This is a genomic window from Kribbella sp. CWNU-51 (assembly GCF_054073265.1).
The window spans coordinates 1-19,073 of sequence record NZ_JBSXMZ010000012.1 but is presented as its reverse complement, the minus strand read 5'-3'; the positions used below and the strand labels follow the sequence as shown (position 1 = coordinate 19,073).

General features: G+C 68.4%; 19 protein-coding genes. 8 read left to right on the top strand and 11 right to left on the bottom strand.

Annotated features, from left to right (window positions below):
• The first annotated feature begins 47 nt into the window (after positions 1-47).
• Positions 48-1,241, top strand: coding sequence for a hypothetical protein (locus ACXC9Q_RS16855; protein WP_457057450.1), 1,194 nt, complete (start codon positions 48-50; stop codon positions 1,239-1,241).
• A 160-nt stretch (positions 1,242-1,401) separates the two neighbouring features.
• Here ACXC9Q_RS16855 and ACXC9Q_RS16850 read toward each other — a convergent pair whose 3' ends face one another.
• Positions 1,402-2,226, bottom strand: coding sequence for an acyltransferase domain-containing protein (locus ACXC9Q_RS16850; RefSeq protein ID WP_457057449.1), 825 nt, complete (start codon positions 2,224-2,226; stop codon positions 1,402-1,404).
• Between the two features lie 49 nt (positions 2,227-2,275).
• On the opposite strand from ACXC9Q_RS16850, the gene ACXC9Q_RS16845 reads away from it, so the two are divergent.
• Both ACXC9Q_RS16845 and ACXC9Q_RS16840 read left to right on the top strand, forming a co-directional pair.
• Positions 2,276-3,112, top strand: coding sequence for a helix-turn-helix domain-containing protein (locus ACXC9Q_RS16845; protein ID WP_457057448.1), 837 nt, complete (start codon positions 2,276-2,278; stop codon positions 3,110-3,112).
• Positions 3,113-3,123: 11 nt separating this feature from the next.
• Positions 3,124-3,477: a VOC family protein gene (locus ACXC9Q_RS16840; protein WP_457057447.1), complete on the top strand. Its 354-nt coding sequence runs from the start codon at positions 3,124-3,126 to the stop codon at positions 3,475-3,477.
• Between the two features lie 12 nt (positions 3,478-3,489).
• On the opposite strand, the gene ACXC9Q_RS16835 is transcribed toward ACXC9Q_RS16840, so the two are convergent.
• The 10 genes from ACXC9Q_RS16835 to ACXC9Q_RS16790 form a co-directional block, all read right to left on the bottom strand.
• Positions 3,490-3,777 (bottom strand): 4a-hydroxytetrahydrobiopterin dehydratase, encoded by a 288-nt coding sequence (locus ACXC9Q_RS16835; RefSeq protein ID WP_328526809.1) that lies wholly within the window; start codon positions 3,775-3,777, stop codon positions 3,490-3,492.
• 9 nt (positions 3,778-3,786) lie between these two features.
• A complete protein-coding gene (locus tag ACXC9Q_RS16830; protein ID WP_457057446.1) occupies positions 3,787-5,280 on the bottom strand; it encodes a carboxylesterase/lipase family protein in 1,494 nt (497 codons plus the stop codon).
• 1 nt (position 5,281) lies between these two features.
• Positions 5,282-5,851, bottom strand: a complete 570-nt coding sequence (locus tag ACXC9Q_RS16825) for a TetR family transcriptional regulator (protein ID WP_457057444.1) — start codon at positions 5,849-5,851, stop codon at positions 5,282-5,284.
• A 14-nt stretch (positions 5,852-5,865) separates the two neighbouring features.
• Complete coding sequence (locus tag ACXC9Q_RS16820) at positions 5,866-7,275, bottom strand: MFS transporter (protein WP_457057443.1); 1,410 nt, start codon at positions 7,273-7,275, stop codon at positions 5,866-5,868.
• A gap of 34 nt (positions 7,276-7,309) precedes the next feature.
• Positions 7,310-9,286 carry an ABC1 kinase family protein gene (locus ACXC9Q_RS16815; RefSeq protein ID WP_457057442.1) on the bottom strand — a complete coding sequence of 659 codons (1,977 nt, stop codon included), beginning with the start codon at positions 9,284-9,286 and terminating at the stop codon, positions 7,310-7,312.
• A gap of 316 nt (positions 9,287-9,602) precedes the next feature.
• On the bottom strand, positions 9,603-10,355 hold the full coding sequence (locus ACXC9Q_RS16810) for a succinate dehydrogenase/fumarate reductase iron-sulfur subunit (RefSeq protein WP_457057441.1): 753 nt from the start codon (positions 10,353-10,355) through the stop codon (positions 9,603-9,605).
• Positions 10,352-12,232 (bottom strand): fumarate reductase/succinate dehydrogenase flavoprotein subunit, encoded by a 1,881-nt coding sequence (locus tag ACXC9Q_RS16805; RefSeq protein ID WP_457057440.1) that lies wholly within the window; start codon positions 12,230-12,232, stop codon positions 10,352-10,354. Before ACXC9Q_RS16805 ends, ACXC9Q_RS16810 begins: the two co-directional genes overlap by 4 nt.
• A gap of 18 nt (positions 12,233-12,250) precedes the next feature.
• The gene (locus ACXC9Q_RS16800; protein ID WP_457057439.1) at positions 12,251-13,051 is read right to left on the bottom strand and encodes a hypothetical protein; all 801 of its coding nucleotides are present in this window, start codon (positions 13,049-13,051) and stop codon (positions 12,251-12,253) included.
• A complete protein-coding gene (locus ACXC9Q_RS16795; protein ID WP_457057438.1) occupies positions 13,051-13,365 on the bottom strand; it encodes a hypothetical protein in 315 nt (104 codons plus the stop codon). Before ACXC9Q_RS16795 ends, ACXC9Q_RS16800 begins: the two co-directional genes overlap by 1 nt.
• A gap of 82 nt (positions 13,366-13,447) precedes the next feature.
• Positions 13,448-14,089, bottom strand: coding sequence for a hypothetical protein (locus ACXC9Q_RS16790; protein ID WP_457057436.1), 642 nt, complete (start codon positions 14,087-14,089; stop codon positions 13,448-13,450).
• Positions 14,090-14,130: 41 nt separating this feature from the next.
• Here ACXC9Q_RS16790 and ACXC9Q_RS16785 point away from each other — a divergent pair, with 41 nt between their 5' ends.
• From ACXC9Q_RS16785 to ACXC9Q_RS16765, 5 genes are all read left to right on the top strand, one after another.
• On the top strand, positions 14,131-14,499 hold the full coding sequence (locus ACXC9Q_RS16785) for a (deoxy)nucleoside triphosphate pyrophosphohydrolase (protein ID WP_329481260.1): 369 nt from the start codon (positions 14,131-14,133) through the stop codon (positions 14,497-14,499).
• Positions 14,500-14,630: 131 nt separating this feature from the next.
• Positions 14,631-14,927 (top strand): LuxR C-terminal-related transcriptional regulator, encoded by a 297-nt coding sequence (locus tag ACXC9Q_RS16780; RefSeq protein ID WP_457057435.1) that lies wholly within the window; start codon positions 14,631-14,633, stop codon positions 14,925-14,927.
• Between the two features lie 76 nt (positions 14,928-15,003).
• On the top strand, positions 15,004-15,915 hold the full coding sequence (gene mshB / locus ACXC9Q_RS16775; RefSeq protein ID WP_457057434.1) for an N-acetyl-1-D-myo-inositol-2-amino-2-deoxy-alpha-D-glucopyranoside deacetylase: 912 nt from the start codon (positions 15,004-15,006) through the stop codon (positions 15,913-15,915).
• A gap of 66 nt (positions 15,916-15,981) precedes the next feature.
• Positions 15,982-16,500 (top strand): flavin reductase family protein, encoded by a 519-nt coding sequence (locus ACXC9Q_RS16770; RefSeq protein WP_457057433.1) that lies wholly within the window; start codon positions 15,982-15,984, stop codon positions 16,498-16,500.
• Between the two features lie 149 nt (positions 16,501-16,649).
• Positions 16,650-18,428: a VanW family protein gene (locus ACXC9Q_RS16765; RefSeq protein WP_457057431.1), complete on the top strand. Its 1,779-nt coding sequence runs from the start codon at positions 16,650-16,652 to the stop codon at positions 18,426-18,428.
• Positions 18,429-19,073 lie beyond the last annotated feature (645 nt).

Here is a 19,073-nt window from a genome sequence, read left to right as displayed (position 1 = left end):
GCGTGTCCCGGACCGACCTGAGCAGGTCCGCATGCGTCAGTAGTCATGTGGTGAGGCCTGGGGCGAACCTCTTGGGCGCCGCGCTCGTACTGGCGGCGCTGCTGGCCGGATGCGCCGATGTGCCTCTGGAAGGCGCCCCAAGCCCGAGCAGTACGCCGACCAGGCCGACGCCGACCCGCAGTCCGACTCACGGCCCGAGTCAGAGTCCGACGCACAGCCCGAGCACACCGCCGCCGGTCACGCCGACACCACCGCCCGGGCCGCACCCGTCGGCCGCGGCCCCGGTCACCCGCACGTTTCCCGGCCGGCTGCCGAGTGGCAAGCCACCCCTGTTCGTCGTCGTCTCGTTCGACGGCGCGGGTGATCTCGCGCTCTGGGCGCGCTGGCGGGCCGTGGCCAAGCGGGTCAACGCCCGGATGACGTTCTTCCTCTCCGGCCCCTACCTGTACCCCGGAGACCATCGCGCCGACTACAAACCGCCGTACCACCGGCCCGGTGCCTCCGACATCGGCTGGGGCGACGCGAGCAACGTGCTGGCGCGGACGACGGTGCTGCGGCAGGCAATCGCCGAGGGCCACGAGATCGGCACGCACGCGAACGGTCACTTCTGCGGCACGACCGGTATCGGCCGCTGGACGACGGCGCAGTGGACCGCGGAGCTGAGCGCGTTCGACCAGATGGTGCGGACCGGTCCGACCCTGGCCGCGGGCAAGACGGTCGCACCGCCGTTCGACCCGGCGACGGTGAAGGGGATGCGGACGCCGTGCCTCGAGGGCAATCGACCGGCGTACCGGCAGGCGATGGTCCAGCGGGGCATGCTGTACGACGCCTCCGCGCCCGGGTACATCGCCTGGCCGAAGAAGGTCGACGGCCTGTGGAACTTCCCGCTGCAGTCGGTCACCCTGGCCGGCACCACCAAGCCCACGCTGACGATGGACTACAACCTGTGGTTCAGCCAGACCGGTGCGCGGGTGGCTCCGGTCGCACAGGCGCCAGCACTGAAGGCGCAGGTACTCGCGACCTACCGGCAGGCGCTCGCGAAGTCCCGCGCCAGTGGCAACCCGCCGCTGTTCCTCGGCAACCACTTCAACCGCTGGAACAACAGCGTGTACTCGGACGCGCTGACCACCTTCGTCGAGGAGACCTGCACCCAGCCCGACGTCCGCTGCGTCAGCAACATGGAGCTCGTCAGCTGGCTCGCCAAGTACGGCGTACCGTCCGGGCGGAACCGCCCGACCTAGCGTCCCGTAAGCGATGTAGCTTGACGCTATCGGCGCCCAGGCACGCACCTCACGGCACTTGCCCAGCGCCCACGATGCTCCGCATCGAGGCCACTGTCCAAGCACCGCGATGCACGCACCTGGACACCGCTATCGTTCAAGCTACATCGCTTACGGGACACTAGAGCCGTAGGTACCCGTACCCGCTCTGCCAGGTGCCGCCGTCCTTGATCCGGCCGACCACGAGACGTTGCAGCGTGGTGTCCTGCGGGAGCTCGTCCAGGTGGTCGGTGCCGTGGGTGCGGAAGGTGAAGAAGATCGCGCCGTCCTGGCTGTCGGTCGGTTCGCCGTACGGCGTGAAGCGGCGGCCGAACCGGACCATGTTCGAATCCTGCGGAAGGTTGTCGAGCAGGTACGGATCGATCAGCCAGGACCACAGGTTCGCGGTCTTCACCGGGTACTCGGGGAAGTACCGCGGGAAGAACTCGCGGGCCCGCGCGAAGCTGTCGTCGACCGCCTCGGGGGTCAGCGGACCGGTCTCCGGGATGTGGACACCGATGATCCATTCACCCGGCTCGGTCCCCGGCACCGGCTTGTCCGCCGGGACCTGGTGCAGCAGGAACTGCAGCCGGCCGAGCGCGTAGATCTGGCCGGTCCAGGCGATCGTCAGCCACCAGTGCGTCTCCAGGCTGTACTCGCCGTGCGTCCGGCGACTCACGTTCAGCTGCTGACCGAGGTCCGCGAGCGAGGCCCAGCTGATCTCGTCCGGGATCCCGCGCTCGGAGTGGAACCGGCGGATGTCGGGCACGGTGTCCAGGAACGCCTGCACCGAGTTGCGCGGATCCTCAGGCATCCGCAGCTCCGGCTCGCTGCCGAACTTCCCGATCTCGGCCCGGATCTGATCGGCCAGGTCCTTGACGATCGCGGGATCCGCGGCGAACGCCTCGGCCGCCTCCCGGTCGGCATCGTCGAAACCCAGCAGGCGGTATTCATCGGCAGTCGTCACTCGTCAACCGTAACCGATTCGGGCGCGCCAGAGACTTACGATCTACCTCGTGGGCTATCTGCGCTTTTCGCCGCCCGAGCACCTGCGCGACCTGGTCGAGCATGTCTGGCTCGTAGAGTCTCCGCCGCTGCCGTCGCTGCGCCGGGAGATCCTGATCCCGAACGGGCGCCCCGGCCTCGCCGTCGCGCTCGCCGACCCGGGGACGCGGCACGATCCGGTGACCGGGACCGAGTGGCCGAACGCGGCGTCGGTGTTCGGGATCATGACCCGGCCGCAGGTGATCGGCCAGACCGGTGCGTCCAGCTACGCGGGCGTGGAGTTCAAGCCGTGGGGGATCGCTGCGCTCGGTCTCTCCACCCTGCTCGTCGACGAGGTGCTGCAGTTCTCCGACTGGATCGGCGTGGGTACGACGGACGCACTCGTCCACGAGTTGCGCGCGGAACCGTTCGGCCAGTCCCGCGCCGACCGGCTGGCCGCCTTCCTGTCGCCGCGCCCGGATGGGGCTCGTGCCCAGCCGGTCGTCGCAGCCGCGGTGCGTGTGATCGACGAGGCCTTCGGCGGTACGACGGTCGCCGAGGTGGCCGAGCAGAGCGGGACGTCGTACAGCACGCTCTATCGGGTGTTCCGGCTGAGCCTGGGGATCGGGCCGAAGCAGTACGCCGAGATCATCCGCTTCTACCACTTCGTCGGCGGGCTGCTCGGTGGTCCCGCGGATGCTCAAGTGACGTTGTCCGCGTTGCACGGGTACTACGACCAGGCGCATGCGGCCCGGGACTTCAAGCGGTACACCGGGGTCAGCGCGACGTCGTTCCTCGCCGTACAGAACGGGATCGCGGCGTTGATGCATGGAAGATCCGTCCAAGACGGCGCGGCCGCCGACGGGTGAGGATCGGTCGCATGGGACGAATCATCCACGTCGAAATCGTTGCCGCGGACGACGACCGGGCGGCGGAGTTCTACAGCAAAGTCTTCGGCTGGCAGGTCACACCGGCGCCGGTGCCGGAGGGGTACCTGCTCGCCCACACCGGTGAAGGGGAAGGCATCGACGGCGCGATCATGAGCAGCCGGTACCAGACGCAGCCCACGATCGCCTGGATCGACGTCGACGACATCGAGACGACGCTGGACACGGTGCGGGGCGCCGGTGGCGAGCCGGTCGGTGACGTGCAGGAGCTGCCAGGTGTCGGACGGCTCTGCTATCTCCGCGACACCGAGGGCGTGCTGATCGGCCTGCGTCAGCGCTCCTCGTAGAGGACCTTTGGGTCAGCCGGCCGCGGTGTCGATGTGGCGGGCCAGGACCAGGTCGTCGTCGGTGATGCCGCCGGCGTCATGGCTGCTGATCCGGAACGTGATGGTCGTGTAGCGGATGTCCATGTCCGGGTGGTGGTTCATCGACTCGGCCAACTGGGCGACCGTGGCGACCAGGCGGATGCCGTCCAGGAACGTGTCCTTCTTGACGCTGCGGACCAGCTCCTTGTCGACGACCTTCCACTCGGGTAGGTGGTCACGGATCGCGAGATCGATCTGGTCGTCGGTCAGCAGCTCAGCCATGAGCTCACTCTAGACCCCAATCTGCGTCCAGAAAGCCAGCCGGTGCTCCTGTGCGTAATCGACCGGGCGGATCGCGTCCGGCGCTAGTGACAGAACGGTGTCAGGGGTGGTGAACCTCGGCCATTCCGGCAGGCCGGCGCCATTGGGATCACCGTGACGGGCGAACGTGGCCCAGTAGCGGATCATCGTGTCGGACAGGGCGAGCTGCGCTTGTGTCATGGCGTTCTCGTCCGTGCGGAACACGTATTGCACATCGCCGGCGTGCCAGGCGCCGGGCCGGAATCCCGGCGGGAACGGGATGTCCAACGGTGCGTCCCGATCCGCGAACTCGTAGAACCACAGCGGGTTCTTTGCCGAGAGCAACTGATTCTGCCGCAGTTGCGCGCGGGCCCACATCCGGTCGGTGACCACGGACGCCCAGGCCAGCGCCGGTGTCGGGTAGTCCTGTAACGGATACTCCGCGCCGATCTGTGCGGCCTCGTCACCGAAGGCGGTCCCTAGCAGCTCGGAGTAGTTCGTGGCGGTCACCGGACTGCCGGCCAGTTCCCGGAAGAAGGCGACGAACGTGGTGTGCTCGTCGCGCGTCGTACCGGAGAGCACCGGGACGTCGGCGAACTCGCCGGCCTCGAGTGCCTCCGCCGGATCCGCGGGAAGCTGATCGTTGCCGAGGGCGTACGGCTGGAAGATGTTCATCACCTGCGGTACGGCGAGGAGCTCGTCGACCGGGGTCGCGCGCAAGCCCGCGAGATCCTTGCAGCCGAGTTGCTCCGCGAGCGCGGCGCCTTGGGCCTCGGCGGCCGAGGTGGTGGTCCAGCCGTACCAGGGGAGGGCAGGGATGCCTGGGTAGACGACACCGGCCGGCATGTCCATCAGGGTGAAGCCGCTCTGCATGATCACCTTGTGGAACAGGCCACGCGACTCCTTCGACATCAGGTGTGCGCTGGTCGCGGTGGCGCCGTACGAGACGCCGAAGAGTGTGACGTTGCCGGGGTCGCCGCCGAACGCGGCCGCGTTGCGCTGGACCCACCGCAGGACGGCCCGCTGGTCCTGCAGGCCGATCGTGCCGGAGTCCCGCAGACCGGGGTAGCCGAAGGCGCCGAAGACTCCCAGGCGGAAGTTGAACGTGATGACCACGACGTCGCCGTCGACGGCGAGCCGGGTCGGGTCGAACTGGTCGCCGGAACCGATCGCCCCGTCGCCGTGGATCCACACCATCACGGGTTTGCGATGCTCGGGTGACGCGGTGGCCGGGGTGGTCACGTTGAGGAACAGGCAGTCCTCGTTCGTGCCGGCGAGATCGGCGATGGCGTTCTTGAGCTGAGGAGCCGGGCTGCCGGGTTTGGTCGCGTCGCGTTCGCCGGCCCACGGCCGGGCGGGTTGTGGGGGCGCCCAACGGAGATCGCCGACTGGCGGAGCGGCGTACGGGATGCCCTGGAAGATGCGGCGATCGGGGTGGACGATGCCGCGGACTGTGCCGGTGTCGGTCTGGACTGTCGCGTTCACGTCATGCCTTCCTGGTGGCTTGCTCGACGAGCGCAGCGAACTCACGGGCGGCTGCGTCGAGGTCGAGCTCGGGGTCGAGTTCCAGCTGGCGGATGATGCCGTCGCGGATGGACAGGACGAACACGGCCATCAGCTGCGGGTCGAACGTCCGCAGTACGCCGCTCGCCTGACCGCGCCGGAGTACGTCGGCGAGCTGAGCCTGATCGGATCGCGCGAGCTCGGCGGTGTCCTGCTGGATCCGCACCAGGGCCGCCGCATGGGCGCGATGGGTCTGCAGGAACGCGATGTTGGCCGTGACGAAGGCCTGCAGGACCTCGGCCGGCCCCGCGACGCCGGCGATCCGCTCACGCACGAACGCGCTGAACGCCTCGAGGATCTGTCGTCCGACCTCGTCGATCAGCTCCTGCCGGTTCGCGAAGTGGTACGAGATCAGACCGGTGCTGCTCAGCGCGGCCCGCTCCGCGATCACCTTGAAGCTGGCCTGCGCCCCACCCTCGGCGATCACCTCGATCGCCGCCGCCACGATCTGGTCCCTACGCGCCTGCTCGGTAAGCGTTCGCTTTGCTCGCACAAGCAAACTCTAGCTCATCCAAGCAAATCAGCTGGCTTTCGCACGCGGCCGGCGGTCAGCAGGCCCAGGAGAGCGATGAACGCGCCGGTGGTGATGATGGCGCCGAAGACCCACGGCCGCGGATCGTCGGAGTTGAACGCGAGCAGCGTGCCGCTGATCGCCAGGGCGGTCGAGATGCTCATGGTCCCGGCCATCTGCGCCGCGCTGCTGTTCCGCCCGGAGTTGTTGTGGTCGGACAGATCCAGCGTCAGCACGGACAGGCTCGACGAACTCAAGCCCATCCCGATCCCGGCGAAGGCCCAGCCGATCAGCCCGAACCATGTGGTCGCACCCGTCCACGCCAGCAGCGACGTGACCAGCAGCCCACCCGTCATGAACGCGAGCCCGGCCCGCAGGACGTTGACCCGCTGGATCCCGTGTTCCCGCCCCTGCAGCCAGGACCCGAAGGCCCAGCACACGCCCGTGATCGACAGCGTCACGCCGGCCCGCGACGGGCTGAAGTCGTGCTGCAACGTCAGCAGCAGCGGCAGATACGCACCCACTCCGGCGAACGCGGCGCCACCAAGCCCGCGTACGGCGACCACCGCCGGGAAGCCGCGTCGGGCCACGAACGTCCCCTTCGGCATCACCCGTACGGCGGCCAGCCCGAGCGTCACCAACGCCACCGGAATCGCGATCCCGCCGATCACCGGGTGCGCCTCGAGCTGACCACCGGCCAGCGTCATCGAAAACAGTGCGACCGATGCGGCGAATGCCCACGGAAGCGCGGCCCGCCAGGCCTCCAACTCGGCCGCGTCCTCGGCGCTGCGCTCAGGGGCCGGGGTGTTCAGCGACTGGCGCATGGCCGGGCCGAGCAGCATCCAGCTCGGCACCAGCAGGATGATCGCACCGAGGAACACCCATCGCCATCCGAACTGCTCGGTCACCAGACCGGTCAGCACCGGGCCGATCACCGAGGGCAGGATCCACATCGCCGCGAACAACGAGAACATCCGCGGCCGCAGTACTGCGGGCAGCGCCCGGGCGACCAGCACCATCAGCGAAACGTCGAGCAGCCCTTCGGCCAAGCCGCTCAGCAACCGGCCGGCGACGACGATCGGCATCGCCGTCGCGGTCCCGACCAGCAACTGCGCGAGGGTGAACGCGATCGCACCGACCCGCAGCGTCGGGATCGGGCCACGCCGGTCGGACCACAGTCCGGCGATCGCGAGCGAGATGAGGTAGCTCGCGTTCGGGGCTGCGCTCGCCAGGCCGAAGCTGCCCAGCGCGTCGAACTCGCGCACCATCGTCGGCAACGCCGTACCCACGGCCCGGTTCTCGAACGCGCTGAGCGTGACGAGACCGATCACGCCCAGCACGAGCGGCAGATGCGGACCACTGAACAGCCGTTGGCGAGGGGCGTCGACCGACGCGGTGGAAGTCATGGTGGTTATGGTCGAAGTTCAAGTTAGGTTGAAGTCAAGACGACCCGTGGTCCGGTAGCCGGAAGACGAGGACGAGTACGCGGAGCACGAGGACCGCGGAGATCACCAGCAGGTTGTAGCCGAACAACTGGAACAGGCTCATCGATTCGGTGACCGTCGGGCCGCCCGGCGTACCGAGCAGCAGGACGGACATGATGCCGGCCATCGCGCCGAGGACGGCCAGCAACGCCTGGTGGAGCAGGCCGGTGACGTGCCGGCGATGCCGTTCGTCGGCGAACAACCGCACGTTCAGGCCGAGCCGGCCGCTCTCCGCCGCGGCCGCGATCCGGTCGATCCGCCGCGGCAGCCGGCGCAACATCGGCAACAACGTCGCCAGTTCTTCAGTCGCCGTACGGCGTAACGCGTCGGGGGCGAGCCGGTCGGTGACATGCGCCGCGGCGAACTGGCGTGACGCGGCGACCAGGTCTAACCCGGGCGAGATCCGCGTGATCGTGCCTTCGATCGTCGCCAGTGCACGGAAGACCGCGGCCACCTCCGGAGGTACGCCGAGGTCGTGCGAGGTGATGATCCTGAACAGGTCGTTGAACATCGCCGGTCCCAACGTCACGCCGGCGGCCAGATGGCGGGTCATGAACTGGCCGACGGCCCGCTCCAGGGCGCGTTCGTCGATCACGTCGGGTCGGTAGACGATCTCCAGCAGGGCGTCGGTCGCCGCGACCGGGTCGCCGTGGTCGATCGCGAGCAGGAAGCGCTGCAACGCCTCCCGGGTGGCCGGGTCGAGCCGGCCGACCGAGCCGAGGTCGAGCATGCCGATCCGGCCGTCGGCCAGCAGCAGGAAGTTGCCGGGGTGCGGGTCGGCGTGGAAGACGCCGTCGATCGCGACCTGGCCGAGCAGGCAGTCGAACAGCGCCTGGCCGAGGCGGGCCGCGTCCAGGCCGCGGTCGGCGATCGCCTGCGCGGCGCCACCGAGGCCGATGCCGTCGAGTCGCTGCATGGTCAGCACCCGGCGGGTCGACTGGCCCGGGTACAGCTCGGGCACCACCAGGTCATTGCTCGCGGCAACGGATCGGCCGGCCGCGACGGTGGTCATGTTGCCGGCCTCGACGGTGAAGTCGAGCTCTTCCCGCATCGCGTCCGCGAACCCGTCGGCGAGGGCGCGGACGCCCATCGAGCGACCCCAGTCGGTGTTGCGCTCGAGCAGCCGGGCGAGCCGGCTGACGATGTCGAGATCCCGCTCGACCACGCCGGCGATGCCGGGCCGCTGCACCTTGACCACCACTCTCGGACCGTCAGGCAGGCGGGCGGCGTAGACCTGCGCGACGGAGGCGGCTGCGAGCGGTTCGGTGTCGAAGTCGGCGTACAGGTGGTGTGGTGATGCGCCGAGCTCGTCGGTGAGGACGAACTCGATCTCGGGCCAGGGCGCGGGCGAGACCTGGTCCTGCAGGCGACTCAGCTCCTCGGCGACGGACGGCGGGATGATGTCGCTGCGGGTGGACAGCACCTGGCCGAGCTTCACGAACGTGACGCCGGCCTCGTCGAGCGCGAGGCGCAGCGAACGGGCCAGTTCGGCCTGGCCGGCCGCGTTCTCGCGGCTGGGTCGGCGGCGGCCGCGCAGGTACGGGCCGAGGCCGTGCCTGATCGCGATCCGGAGGATCTGCAGGTAACGCCGGGTGCGCGCGATCCGGCCGCCCAGGTCGCGGCGGAGATCGCGGGCCCGGGGCAACGATCCGGTCGGCACCAGGGCTTCGGACAGCACCAGGAAGACCAGGCCGGCCAGCATCGAACAGACCGCGGTCAACGCCAGGAAGGCGACCGCGGCGGCGTTGGACCCCTCGAACGGCAGCTTGCCGACCAGCGCGTTGGCGATCGGACTGAACACCGTGAGGGTGAGCGCGGCGCCCAGGGCCAGCCGGATCAGGCCGAAACGCACGCCCAGCAGGCGCTGCGAGAAGGGGACGAAGATCGCCATGAAGACGGCGATACTGAACAGCCCGGCGACGAAGATGGCCATGACCGGAACCCTAGGCGTTTCATCAGCCCACCCGGCTCCCCCACCCGAGTGACCACCCCCGGGCCTGACCCCACCCACAACCCTCCAACTCAGAGGTGAACCCCGGAGTTGGAGGGTTGCCCCGTCGGATTCTCAGGGGGCAACCCCCCGGGTGAGGGGTTAACGCCGGAGTTGGAGGGTTGCCCTGTCGGATTCTCGGGGGGCAACCCTCCGGGTGAGGGGTCGACCCCGGAGTTGGAGGGTTGTGCGGGAAGGGGTGGTTGGGCAGCCAGGAGCCCCTGGCTCCGGGTGGGGCCAGGGGCTCGTGGGACTGGGATCAGGCGGGGCGGCGGCGGATCTTGTTGCCGAGCCAGACGATCGGGTCGTACTTGCGGTCCGCGACGCGCTCCTTCATCGGGATCAGCGCGTTGTCGGTGATCTTGATGTGCTCGGGGCACACCTCGGTGCAGCACTTGGTGATGTTGCAGAAGCCCAGGCCGTGCTGCTCCTGGGCCGCATGCTGACGGTCGGCCGCGTCGAGCGGGTGCATGTCCAGCTCGGCGATCCGCATCAGGAACCGCGGGCCCGAGAAGGACTCCTTGTTCTCCTCGTGATCGCGGATCACGTGGCAGGTGTCCTGGCACAGGAAGCACTCGATACACTTGCGGAACTCCTGCGAGCGCTCCACGTCGACCTGCTGCATCCGGTACTCGCCCGGCTTCAGGTCGGCGGGCGGCGTGAACGCGGGGATCTCGCGGGCCTTCTGGTAGTTGAACGACACGTCGGTGACGAGGTCGCGGATCACCGGGAAGGTGCGCATCGGGGTGACCGTGACGACCTCGTCCTCGGCGAACGTGTTCATCCGGCACATGCACATCAGCTTCGGCATGCCGTTGATCTCGGCGCTGCAGGAGCCGCACTTGCCGGCCTTGCAGTTCCACCGGACCGCCATGTCCGGCGTCTGCGTCGCTTGCAACCGGTGGATGACGTCGAGGACGACCTCGCCCTCGTTCACCTCGACCTCGTAGTCCTTGAGCTCACCGCCCTCGGAGTCACCGCGCCAAACCCGGAATTTCCCTTGGTAACTCATGTGGCGGGCAACTCCTCTTCGGTCAGGTACTTCTTCAGCTCGTCGAGTTCGAACAGTTCCAGCAGGTCCTCGCGCATCGGGATCTGGTCCTTCTCGACCACGTTCACCCCGCCGTCGGCGTCGAGCGAGCAGACCAGGAGCAGCTTGCGCCACTCGGCGTTCATGCCGGGGAAGTCGTCGCGGGTGTGACCGCCGCGGGACTCCTCCCGCTGCAGGGCCGCCTTCGCCACGCACTCCGACACGGTCAGCATGTTGCGCAGGTCGAGCGCCAGGTGCCAGCCCGGGTTGAACTGCCGGTGACCCTCCACCGTCATCTTCGCGATCCGGCCGCGGTAGTCGGCCAGCCGGCCGAGCGCCTGCTCCATCTCGTCCGCCTTGCGGATGATGCCGACCAGGTCGTTCATCGACTGCTGCAGTTCCTGGTGGATCGAGTACGGGTTCTCGCCGCCCTCGAGCTCGAACGGCGCCAGCGCCTCCGCGGCCGCCGCGTCGACGTCGTCCTCGGAGATCTTCGGCCGGCTGCCACCGAGCTGGTCGATGTACGTCGCCGCGCCCATGCCGGCCCGCCGCCCGAAGACGAGCAGGTCGGACAGCGAGTTGCCGCCCAGCCGGTTCGAACCGTGCATGCCGCCCGCAACCTCACCGGCCGCGAACAGACCGGGTACGACGGACTGCGCGGTGTCCGGGTCGACCTCGACGCCACCCATCACGTAGTGACAGGTCGGACCGACCTCCATCGGCTCGGCCGTGATGTCGACATCCGCCAGCTCCTTGAACTGGTGGTGCATCGACGGCAGCCGCCGCTTGATCTCCTCGGCCGGGAGCCGTGTCGACACATCCAGGAACACACCGCCGTGCGGCGTACCGCGGCCGGCCTTCACCTCGGAGTTGATCGCCCGGGCGACCTCATCCCGCGGCAGCAGCTCCGGTGGGCGCCGGTTGTTGTCGGCGTCCTTGTACCAGCGGTCGGCCTCTTCCTCGGTCTCCGCGTACTGCGCCCGGAACACATCGGGCACGTACTCGAACATGAACCGCTTGCCCTCGGAGTTCTTCAGGACGCCACCGTCACCGCGGACCGACTCGGTGACCAGGATGCCCTTCACCGACGGCGGCCAGACCATGCCCGTCGGGTGGAACTGGATGAACTCCATGTTGATCAGCGTCGCGCCGGCCCGCATCGCGAGGGCGTGACCGTCACCGGTGTACTCCCACGAGTTCGAGGTGACCTTGAACGACTTGCCGACGCCGCCGGTGGCCAGGATGACCGCGGGCGCGTCGAACAGGATGAACCGGCCGGACTCGCGCCAGTACCCGAAGGCGCCGGAGATCGCCTCGCCGTCCTTCAGGAGCTCGGTGACCGTGCACTCGGCGTACACCTTGAGGTTGGCCTCGTAGTCGCCGGTCGCCTGGAAGTCCTCCTGCTGCAGCGAGACGATCTTCTGCTGCAGGGTGCGGATCAGTTCCAGACCCGTCCGGTCGCCGACGTGCGCGAGCCGCGGGTAGGTGTGGCCGCCGAAGTTGCGCTGGCTGATCCGGCCGTCGGGCGTCCGGTCGAACAGTGCGCCGTACGACTCGAGCTCCCAGACCCGGTCGGGGGCTTCCTGCGCGTGCAGTTCGGCCATCCGCCAGTTGTTCAGGAACTTGCCGCCGCGCATGGTGTCGCGGTAGTGGACCTGCCAGCTGTCGTTGGAGTTCGCGTTGCCCATCGCGGCCGCGCAGCCACCCTCGGCCATCACGGTGTGCGCCTTGCCGAACAGGGACTTGCAGATGATCGCGGTGCGCTTGCCCTGCTCGCGAGCCTCGATCGCCGCGCGCAGGCCGGCGCCGCCGGCCCCGATCACGACGACGTCGTAGGAGTGTCGTTCCAGCTCAGTCATGTGAGAAGAGATCCTGTATCAGTTGAAGAAGCGCAGATCGGAGAACCAGTCGGCCGACAGTCCCATGATGTAGGCGTCGGTGATGATCACGGTGAACAGGGACGTCATCGCGAACGTGCCGTGCTTGGGGTTCAGCTTGGACACGAAGGTCCAGTACCGATAGCGCAGCGGATGCTTGGAGAAGTTCTTCAGCCGGCCGCCGACGATGTGCCGGCAGGCATGGCAGGACAGCGTGTAGAACCAGAGCATCACCAGGTTGACCCAGATGATCACCGTGCCCAGGCCGATGCCGAAGCCGCCGTCCTTGCCGTGGAAGGCCTGGATGCCGTCGTAGACGTTGAGCAGGCCGAAGACCAGCGCGCCGTAGAAGAAGTACCGGTGCAGGTTCAGCGCGATCAGCGGGAACTTGCTCTCACCGGTGTACTTCTTGTGCGGCTCCGGGACCGCGCACGCGGCCGGTGCGAAGAACAGCGACCGGTAGCCCGCCTTGCGGTAGTAGTAGCAGGTGCCGCGGAAGCCGGCCAGCACCACGAAGGTGATGAGGCTCAACGGCAGCCAGCGCGGGAATCCGCCGAACCAGGTGCCGAGGTGGGTGGAGCCTTCGACACACGAGCTGCTCAGGCAGGGCGAGTACAGCGGGGTGAGGTAGTGGAAATCGTCGACCCAGTACCACTTGCCCATGAAGATCCGGATCGTCGCATAGACGATGAAGAAGAGCAGGATCACCCCGATCCGCAGCGGCGCCAGCCACCAGCGGTCGGTTCGTAATGTCTTCTGCCCGATCTGTGCGCGACCGGGAGCGCTTACACCCGTGGCCATCAGGGGGCGTGCCTGTCAGGCGCGCCGAAGCCTTCATGCTCCGCGTCGGTCCACATGGACGCGTCATACTCCACGTCGGGAATCTCCTCGAGTTCCTCCGGAACGGGTCCGGGTCTGTGCCGGGGGTCGGGCGGGCCGAGCTCAGCCAGATCGTCGTTCAGCCGGGCCACATCGGACACCAGTCGGCGGATGCCGAGGGTGTCACCGTACTCCTGGCTGAGATTGCCCAGGGCATCATGTAGGCCCTCGAGCGCGCGGACGACTGCGGCAACGCCGCTGTTGCCTTCACCCATGCCGACTCCAGTGATGGTCATGTAGCTGTCAGTATGGGCCACACTTTGCCCCTGCCAGGCGTCCAACGGAAGACCCCTCGGTACGGCGTGTTTCCAGTTAGGGTCACCTCAGTTGCGACCGTGCCGACGGGTGGAGTAGTGGAACGAATCCGGCCTGCAGCACAACGAGATTCGCCGGTGGGGTGAGCACCTCGACCTCGCGCAGCCCGGGTGGCCGGCGGGGTTCGCCGTACCCGTCCCAGGTCCAGGGCAGGACCTGATGGTCCAGGACGAGGGCCGGGCCGCCGTCGTACCGGATCATCGCTCCGTCCGGGAGGCCGGCGAGGTCCTGGACCGTGGTGCGTTGCTGCCGGGTGCGTGGGACGACGCGCTCGCTGTGAAGCTGGGCGTCCATCGCGGGGGCGCGGGGCCGTTCGTCGAGACCGCGGCCCGTCGCCCAGGCGCCGGCGTACAGCAGGAAATCCCTGCGGCGGCAGTAATGGCAGGGGCGATGACCGGCGGCGAGGGCAACGGCCTCGTCGAAGAAGAACAGTGCGGTCCAGCGCCCGGGGGGCATCGGATCGCGCTGAACGCCCTTCCAGTCAAGGACGCAGCAGATCCACGCCTTCGAGCGCCAGCGGGTGGTGCCCAGGCGGCGATCCGGGCCGTGCAGGCTGCCGCGGTTGCCCATCAGCAGGCCGCGGCCGGGGTCGGCCACGATCTCTTGCGTGGGGAGAACCCTGTTCTGCAACGGCATGCGGCTCATCCTGCCAACGGTGACCGACAATCTCTGGCAGAGTCGCGACAATGCAGATCGTGGTCGGAGTGGCCGTCGTACGCGATGGTCTGGTGCTGGCGGCATACCGGCCTGGGCCCGACGGGGGCTGGGAGTTCCCGGGCGGAAAGGTCGAGCCGGGGGAGACCGAGGAGCAGGCGGCGGTGCGGGAGATCCGCGAGGAACTCGACCTGGAGATCAAGGTCGGAGCGTCGCTCGGTCCGGCCGTGGACATCTCCGCGGCCTATCGGCTGCACGTCTACCTGGCATCGATCGTCGACGGCGAACCGGTACTGCGGGAGCACGCCGAGCTCCGGTGGTTCGGCGCGGCGGAGCTGGACGAAGTGGACTGGCTGGTGCCGGATCGGCCGTTCGTCCGGGAACTTCGGACCCGGCTCTGAGTGGCGGAAGTCACATCGATGGCGGAGCTCAGTCCGGGGAACTGTATGGGTGGTTTGTATGGGTTGTACCTGGTAAGTGGATTAGACCACCGAGAGAATCCTTCCCTGAAGCTCTTGGGGAGGAGTGAAGTATGTCGGTGTTTCCGGCCGTTACCGCGGTGCGAAGAGAAGACTTCGCACCGGAGGTGGTGTGCGAGGTCTACGAACTGGGGTCGCGGCGCCGGACCCCGGTCGCGGTCAGCGAGCTGACCAGCCGTCAGGTGGCGATCGGCTGGATGATGTCGACGGGGGCCAAGGACGCCGCGATCGCACGCGACCTCGGGTTGTCGCTGCGCACCGTGCGCTCGGAGATCAGCGCCCTGATCGCGGGCCTCGGCGCCAAGTCCCGCTTCCAGGCCGGCTGCCTCCTGGTCCACGGCTTCGGCTGACCAGGCGGATCTGTCGTCGCAGGCCTTCGCGGGGTGAGCCCGGAGAACTGTCCGAGGCCCGACGTAGGCTTTCGCCATGGTTGAGCTTGCTGAGCGCCGGCTGCTGCTGGTGCACGCCCACCCGGACGACGAGACGATCAACAACGGCGTGACGATGGCGCGCTATGTGGCTGAGGGAGCCCAGGTCACACTGATCACCTGCACGCTCGGCGAGGAAGGTGAGGTGCTCGTTCCGGAGCTCACCCACCTGGCCGCCGACCAGACCGACCAGCTCGGCGAGCACCGGATCGGCGAGCTCGCCGCCGCGATGGCCGAGCTCGGTGTCACCGACCACCGCTTCCTCGGCGGCGCGGGCAAGTACCGCGACACCGGGATGATCTACAACGACGAGGGCAATGCGGACGTCCCACCGGAGACCCGGAAGGACAGCTTCTGGCAGGCCGACCTGCTCACCGCGGCCGACGACCTGATCCCGGTCATCCGCGAGGTCCGGCCGCAGGTGCTGGTGACCTACGACCAGTACGGCAACTACGGCCATCCCGACCACATCAAGGCCCACCGTGTCGCGACGTACGCCGCTGCCCTGGCCGGTGCCCGGTCGTATCGCGAGGACCTCGGCGAGGCCTGGGACATCCCGAAGATCTACTGGACGGCGATGGCGGAGTCCCGGATGCGGTCGCAGTTGCGCGAGTTGCGCGACGCCGGTGACATGACGACCTTCGAAGGGATGGACCCGGACGGCCCGCTCGGTCCGTTCGTCACACCGGACCGGTTCATCGACTGCGTGATCGAGGGCGACGAGTACCTGGATCGCAAGATGAACGCGATGAAGGCGCACGCCACCCAGATCACCGTCGACGGACCGTTCTTCGCCCTGTCGAACAACAACGGCAACCAGATCTGGGGCTCGGAGCCGTATCGCCTGGTCAAGGGCACAGCTGCCCCCGGCCCGGACGGCGTGGAGCGCGATCTCTTCGCCGGTCTGTAGACAGAGGTGACGGTTCCCACACGCTCGGTTGAGGCATCAACCTTCCGGCAGGCATAACCTGCTGGGGTGTCCTCAACCGAACCGAGCGGGAGTGTGGCGCCCGCGGAGTTCCGCGCGGCGCTGGGACGGTTCGCGTCCGGAATCACGATCATGAGCACGCTGCAGGACGGTGTGGCGCACGCGATGACCGCGAGCGCGTTCACCTCGGTGTCCCTGGATCCGCCGCTGGTGCTCGTCTGCGTCGACAAGGGTGTCCGGATGCACGCCGCCGTACAGGACTGTGGCTACTGGGCGATCTCGGTCCTGGCCGGCGACCAGCGGTCGATCGCGGACCGCTTCGCCCGGTCGGGGCGCGACCTCTACAGCCAGTTCGACGGCATCGGTACGGCGGCCGGCCCGAAGACCGGGTGTTCGCTGATCGCCGGCGCACTGTCGTGGCTCGAGTGCCGGACCTGGGCGACGCACGACGGGGGCGACCACACGATCGTGGTCGGCGAGGTGCTCAGCCTGGGGCTGGGCGAGCCGGCCGATCCCAGCGCGCTGATCTACTACTCCAGTCACTACCGGGATTTGCCCGACGCCTGAGCGTGATCGTTGGGCCAGGTGGGCGCAACCCGGGCCTGCCCCATCGGCCAGCGGGGCCTGCCCCGTCCCGTAGGATGTGCCCTTGTGCCCCGGGCTGTGCCCGTTTGGGTGCAGCCTGACCATGGCTTCGAGCAGGAGGACTCTTTCCGGTGGGGAGAAAGCAGCTCGCGGGGATCATTGCCGCCGCGGCGCTCGGTGTGCTCGTGGTGGGATACGGCGCGGCGTTCGCGTTCGCCGGCGACAAGATCCCCGGTGACACCACCGTTCTCGGAGTACCGGTCGGTGGTCTGTCCCAGAAGGATGCCAAAGCGAAGCTCGAGGCCGGTCTCAAGGACCAGATCGCCCAGCCGATCGCGCTGAAGGCGGGCGAGTCCAAGTTCGAGGTCAACCCGGCCGACGCCGGCCTGTCCGTGGACCTGGACGCCACCGTGGCCGCGGCGGGCGCAGGCCGAAGCCTGGCCCCGGGCCGGATCTGGCACGGCCTGACCGGCGGCGACTCGATCAAGCCCGTCGTCACCAGGGACGACGCGAAGCTGAAGACGGCGGTCGAAAAGCTCGCCACCCAGGTGAACCGGTCGGCGACCGAGGGCACGATCACGTTCGACGGCACGAAGCCGGTCACCCACGCGCCGGCCGATGGTCTGCAGCTGGACAACACGAAGGCCGAGGACGCGGTGGCCAAGGCCTACCCGACCGATGGCGAACCCAAGGACCTCCCGGTCGGCGTGACCAAGCCGAAGGCCGCTTCCGAGGCCATCGACAAGGCGCTGAAGGACTATGCCGAGCCCGCGATGTCCGGTCCGGTCCGGCTCACCGTCGGATCCAAGGCGGTCGAGCTGCTTCCGGCCGAGATCGCGCCGGCGCTGACGCTGACCGCGAAGGACGGCGACGTCACCCCGGCGCTGGACGCGAAGAAGCTGGAGCCGTTGTTCCAGAAGCGGTTCAAGGCACTGGAGACGTTGCCGAAGGATGCGACCGTGCAGATCGTCGGCGCCGGGCCGAAGGTCATCCCGGCCGTCGATGGCATGGTGGTCGACCGCACCAAGGTGGTGCCGGCGATCCTGGCGATCCTGCCCAAGCCGAGCGGCGAGCGCCGGGCCGTGGTGGGTCTCGCGCACACCCCGGCGAAGGTGACCACCGAGCAGGCGGCCGCGCTGGGGATCTCGGAGAAGATGGGCGATTTCACCACCCAGTTCCCGCACGCGCCGTACCGCAACACCAATATCGGCACCGCGGCGGCCAAGATCAACGGCACGCTGCTGAAGCCGGGCGAGACGTTCAGCCTGAACAAGATCGTCGGCGAGCGGACCAAGGAGAACGGCTTCACCGAGGGCAACATCATCAGCGGCGGGAAGTTCGTGCTGGACCTCGGCGGCGGGGTCTCGCAGTCGGCGACGACCACGTTCAACGCGGCCTTCTTCGCGGGGCTGAAGATCCTCGAGCACAAGGCGCACAGCGTCTACATCAGCCGCTACCCGGTCGGCCGCGAGGCGACCGTGGCGTGGCCGTCGGTGGACCTGAAGTTCCTCAACGACTCGGGCAAGGGCGTCCTGGTCCAGACGATCTTCAAGGCGTCGACGCCGGGTAACCAGGGCAGTATCCGGGTGGTCATCTGGGGCACCAAGACCTGGGACATCACCGCGGGGCAGTCGGCGAAGAGCAATCCCCGTCAGCCGGCGGTGGTCTACAACACTGCGGCGGACTGCCGGGTCCAGGCGCCGACTCCTGGCTTCGACATCACCGTCTACCGCTATTTCGCGAAGAACGGCACCCGGGTGAAGACCGAGTCCTTCACCACGAAGTACAACGCCGCCGACGACATCCGCTGCGGCCCCAAGCCCGGCACCACCCCGCCCCCGCCGCCCGGCAACACCCCACCCGGCCTCGGCAAACCCAGCACCAGCACCACCACCCGCCCACCCAGCTGACCGCCCCGATCCATCCGGTTGACCGCCACCCGCCCATCCAGTTGGCCGCCGCCTGCCCGCCCGGCTGACCGCCCCGGTCCATCCAGCCCGGCGCCGGCGCATTTGAGGGGTTATCCGGCTCTCTTGTCGTTTCCGTGGGCCGCCGGCCACGCCTCTTTGAGCACCCACCAACCAGAATCCGCGGCTGAAAACGGTTAGTGGGTGCTCAAAGTCGGGCGGTACGCCACCACCATCGCCACGGGCGCCACGTTGTTCGCTGGTTCCGTCGCCGATGCAGCGGGTCGTGGCCAGCGTCCGTTCGGTCCGGCGCCGTACCGCGGCGGGGGACGACTGGCGGCGTACGGCATGCCGGGAACCTCGGGCAGAAGTCGGGGCCTGGGACATGATGTCGGGGGCCTGGGACAAGTTCTGAGGTGTCGCGGACCTGCACCACTCAGCAAGCAACGCGATGCCAGAGCTGTCACGCTCGACCGCGAGCACTCGGCGGCCGACGGATCGGGTTAGTGAGTGTGCCACGTCCGCCCAGGCCGAGACTCCGCAGCGGGTAGCCCGGCCAGGCTGGGGAGGATCTTCCACGGCGAGATCAGGGGGTGGTCGCAACGCGGTGTAGGTCGTCGATGAGGAGGGTAGCGAACATTTCGCGGG

Coding starts and splice junctions, on each gene's coding strand:
- ACXC9Q_RS16840 (WP_457057447.1), top strand. CDS start 3,124: ATGGGACGAATCATCCACGTCGAAATCGTTGCCGCGGACGACGACCGG.
- ACXC9Q_RS16835 (WP_328526809.1), bottom strand. CDS start 3,777: ATGGCTGAGCTGCTGACCGACGACCAGATCGATCTCGCGATCCGTGAC.
- ACXC9Q_RS16820 (WP_457057443.1), bottom strand. CDS start 7,275: ATGACTTCCACCGCGTCGGTCGACGCCCCTCGCCAACGGCTGTTCAGT.
- ACXC9Q_RS16815 (WP_457057442.1), bottom strand. CDS start 9,286: ATGGCCATCTTCGTCGCCGGGCTGTTCAGTATCGCCGTCTTCATGGCG.
- ACXC9Q_RS16810 (WP_457057441.1), bottom strand. CDS start 10,355: ATGAGTTACCAAGGGAAATTCCGGGTTTGGCGCGGTGACTCCGAGGGC.
- ACXC9Q_RS16805 (WP_457057440.1), bottom strand. CDS start 12,232: ATGACTGAGCTGGAACGACACTCCTACGACGTCGTCGTGATCGGGGCC.
- ACXC9Q_RS16800 (WP_457057439.1), bottom strand. CDS start 13,051: ATGGCCACGGGTGTAAGCGCTCCCGGTCGCGCACAGATCGGGCAGAAG.
- ACXC9Q_RS16795 (WP_457057438.1), bottom strand. CDS start 13,365: ATGACCATCACTGGAGTCGGCATGGGTGAAGGCAACAGCGGCGTTGCC.
- ACXC9Q_RS16790 (WP_457057436.1), bottom strand. CDS start 14,089: ATGAGCCGCATGCCGTTGCAGAACAGGGTTCTCCCCACGCAAGAGATC.
- ACXC9Q_RS16785 (WP_329481260.1), top strand. CDS start 14,131: ATGCAGATCGTGGTCGGAGTGGCCGTCGTACGCGATGGTCTGGTGCTG.
- ACXC9Q_RS16780 (WP_457057435.1), top strand. CDS start 14,631: ATGTCGGTGTTTCCGGCCGTTACCGCGGTGCGAAGAGAAGACTTCGCA.
- mshB (WP_457057434.1), top strand. CDS start 15,004: ATGGTTGAGCTTGCTGAGCGCCGGCTGCTGCTGGTGCACGCCCACCCG.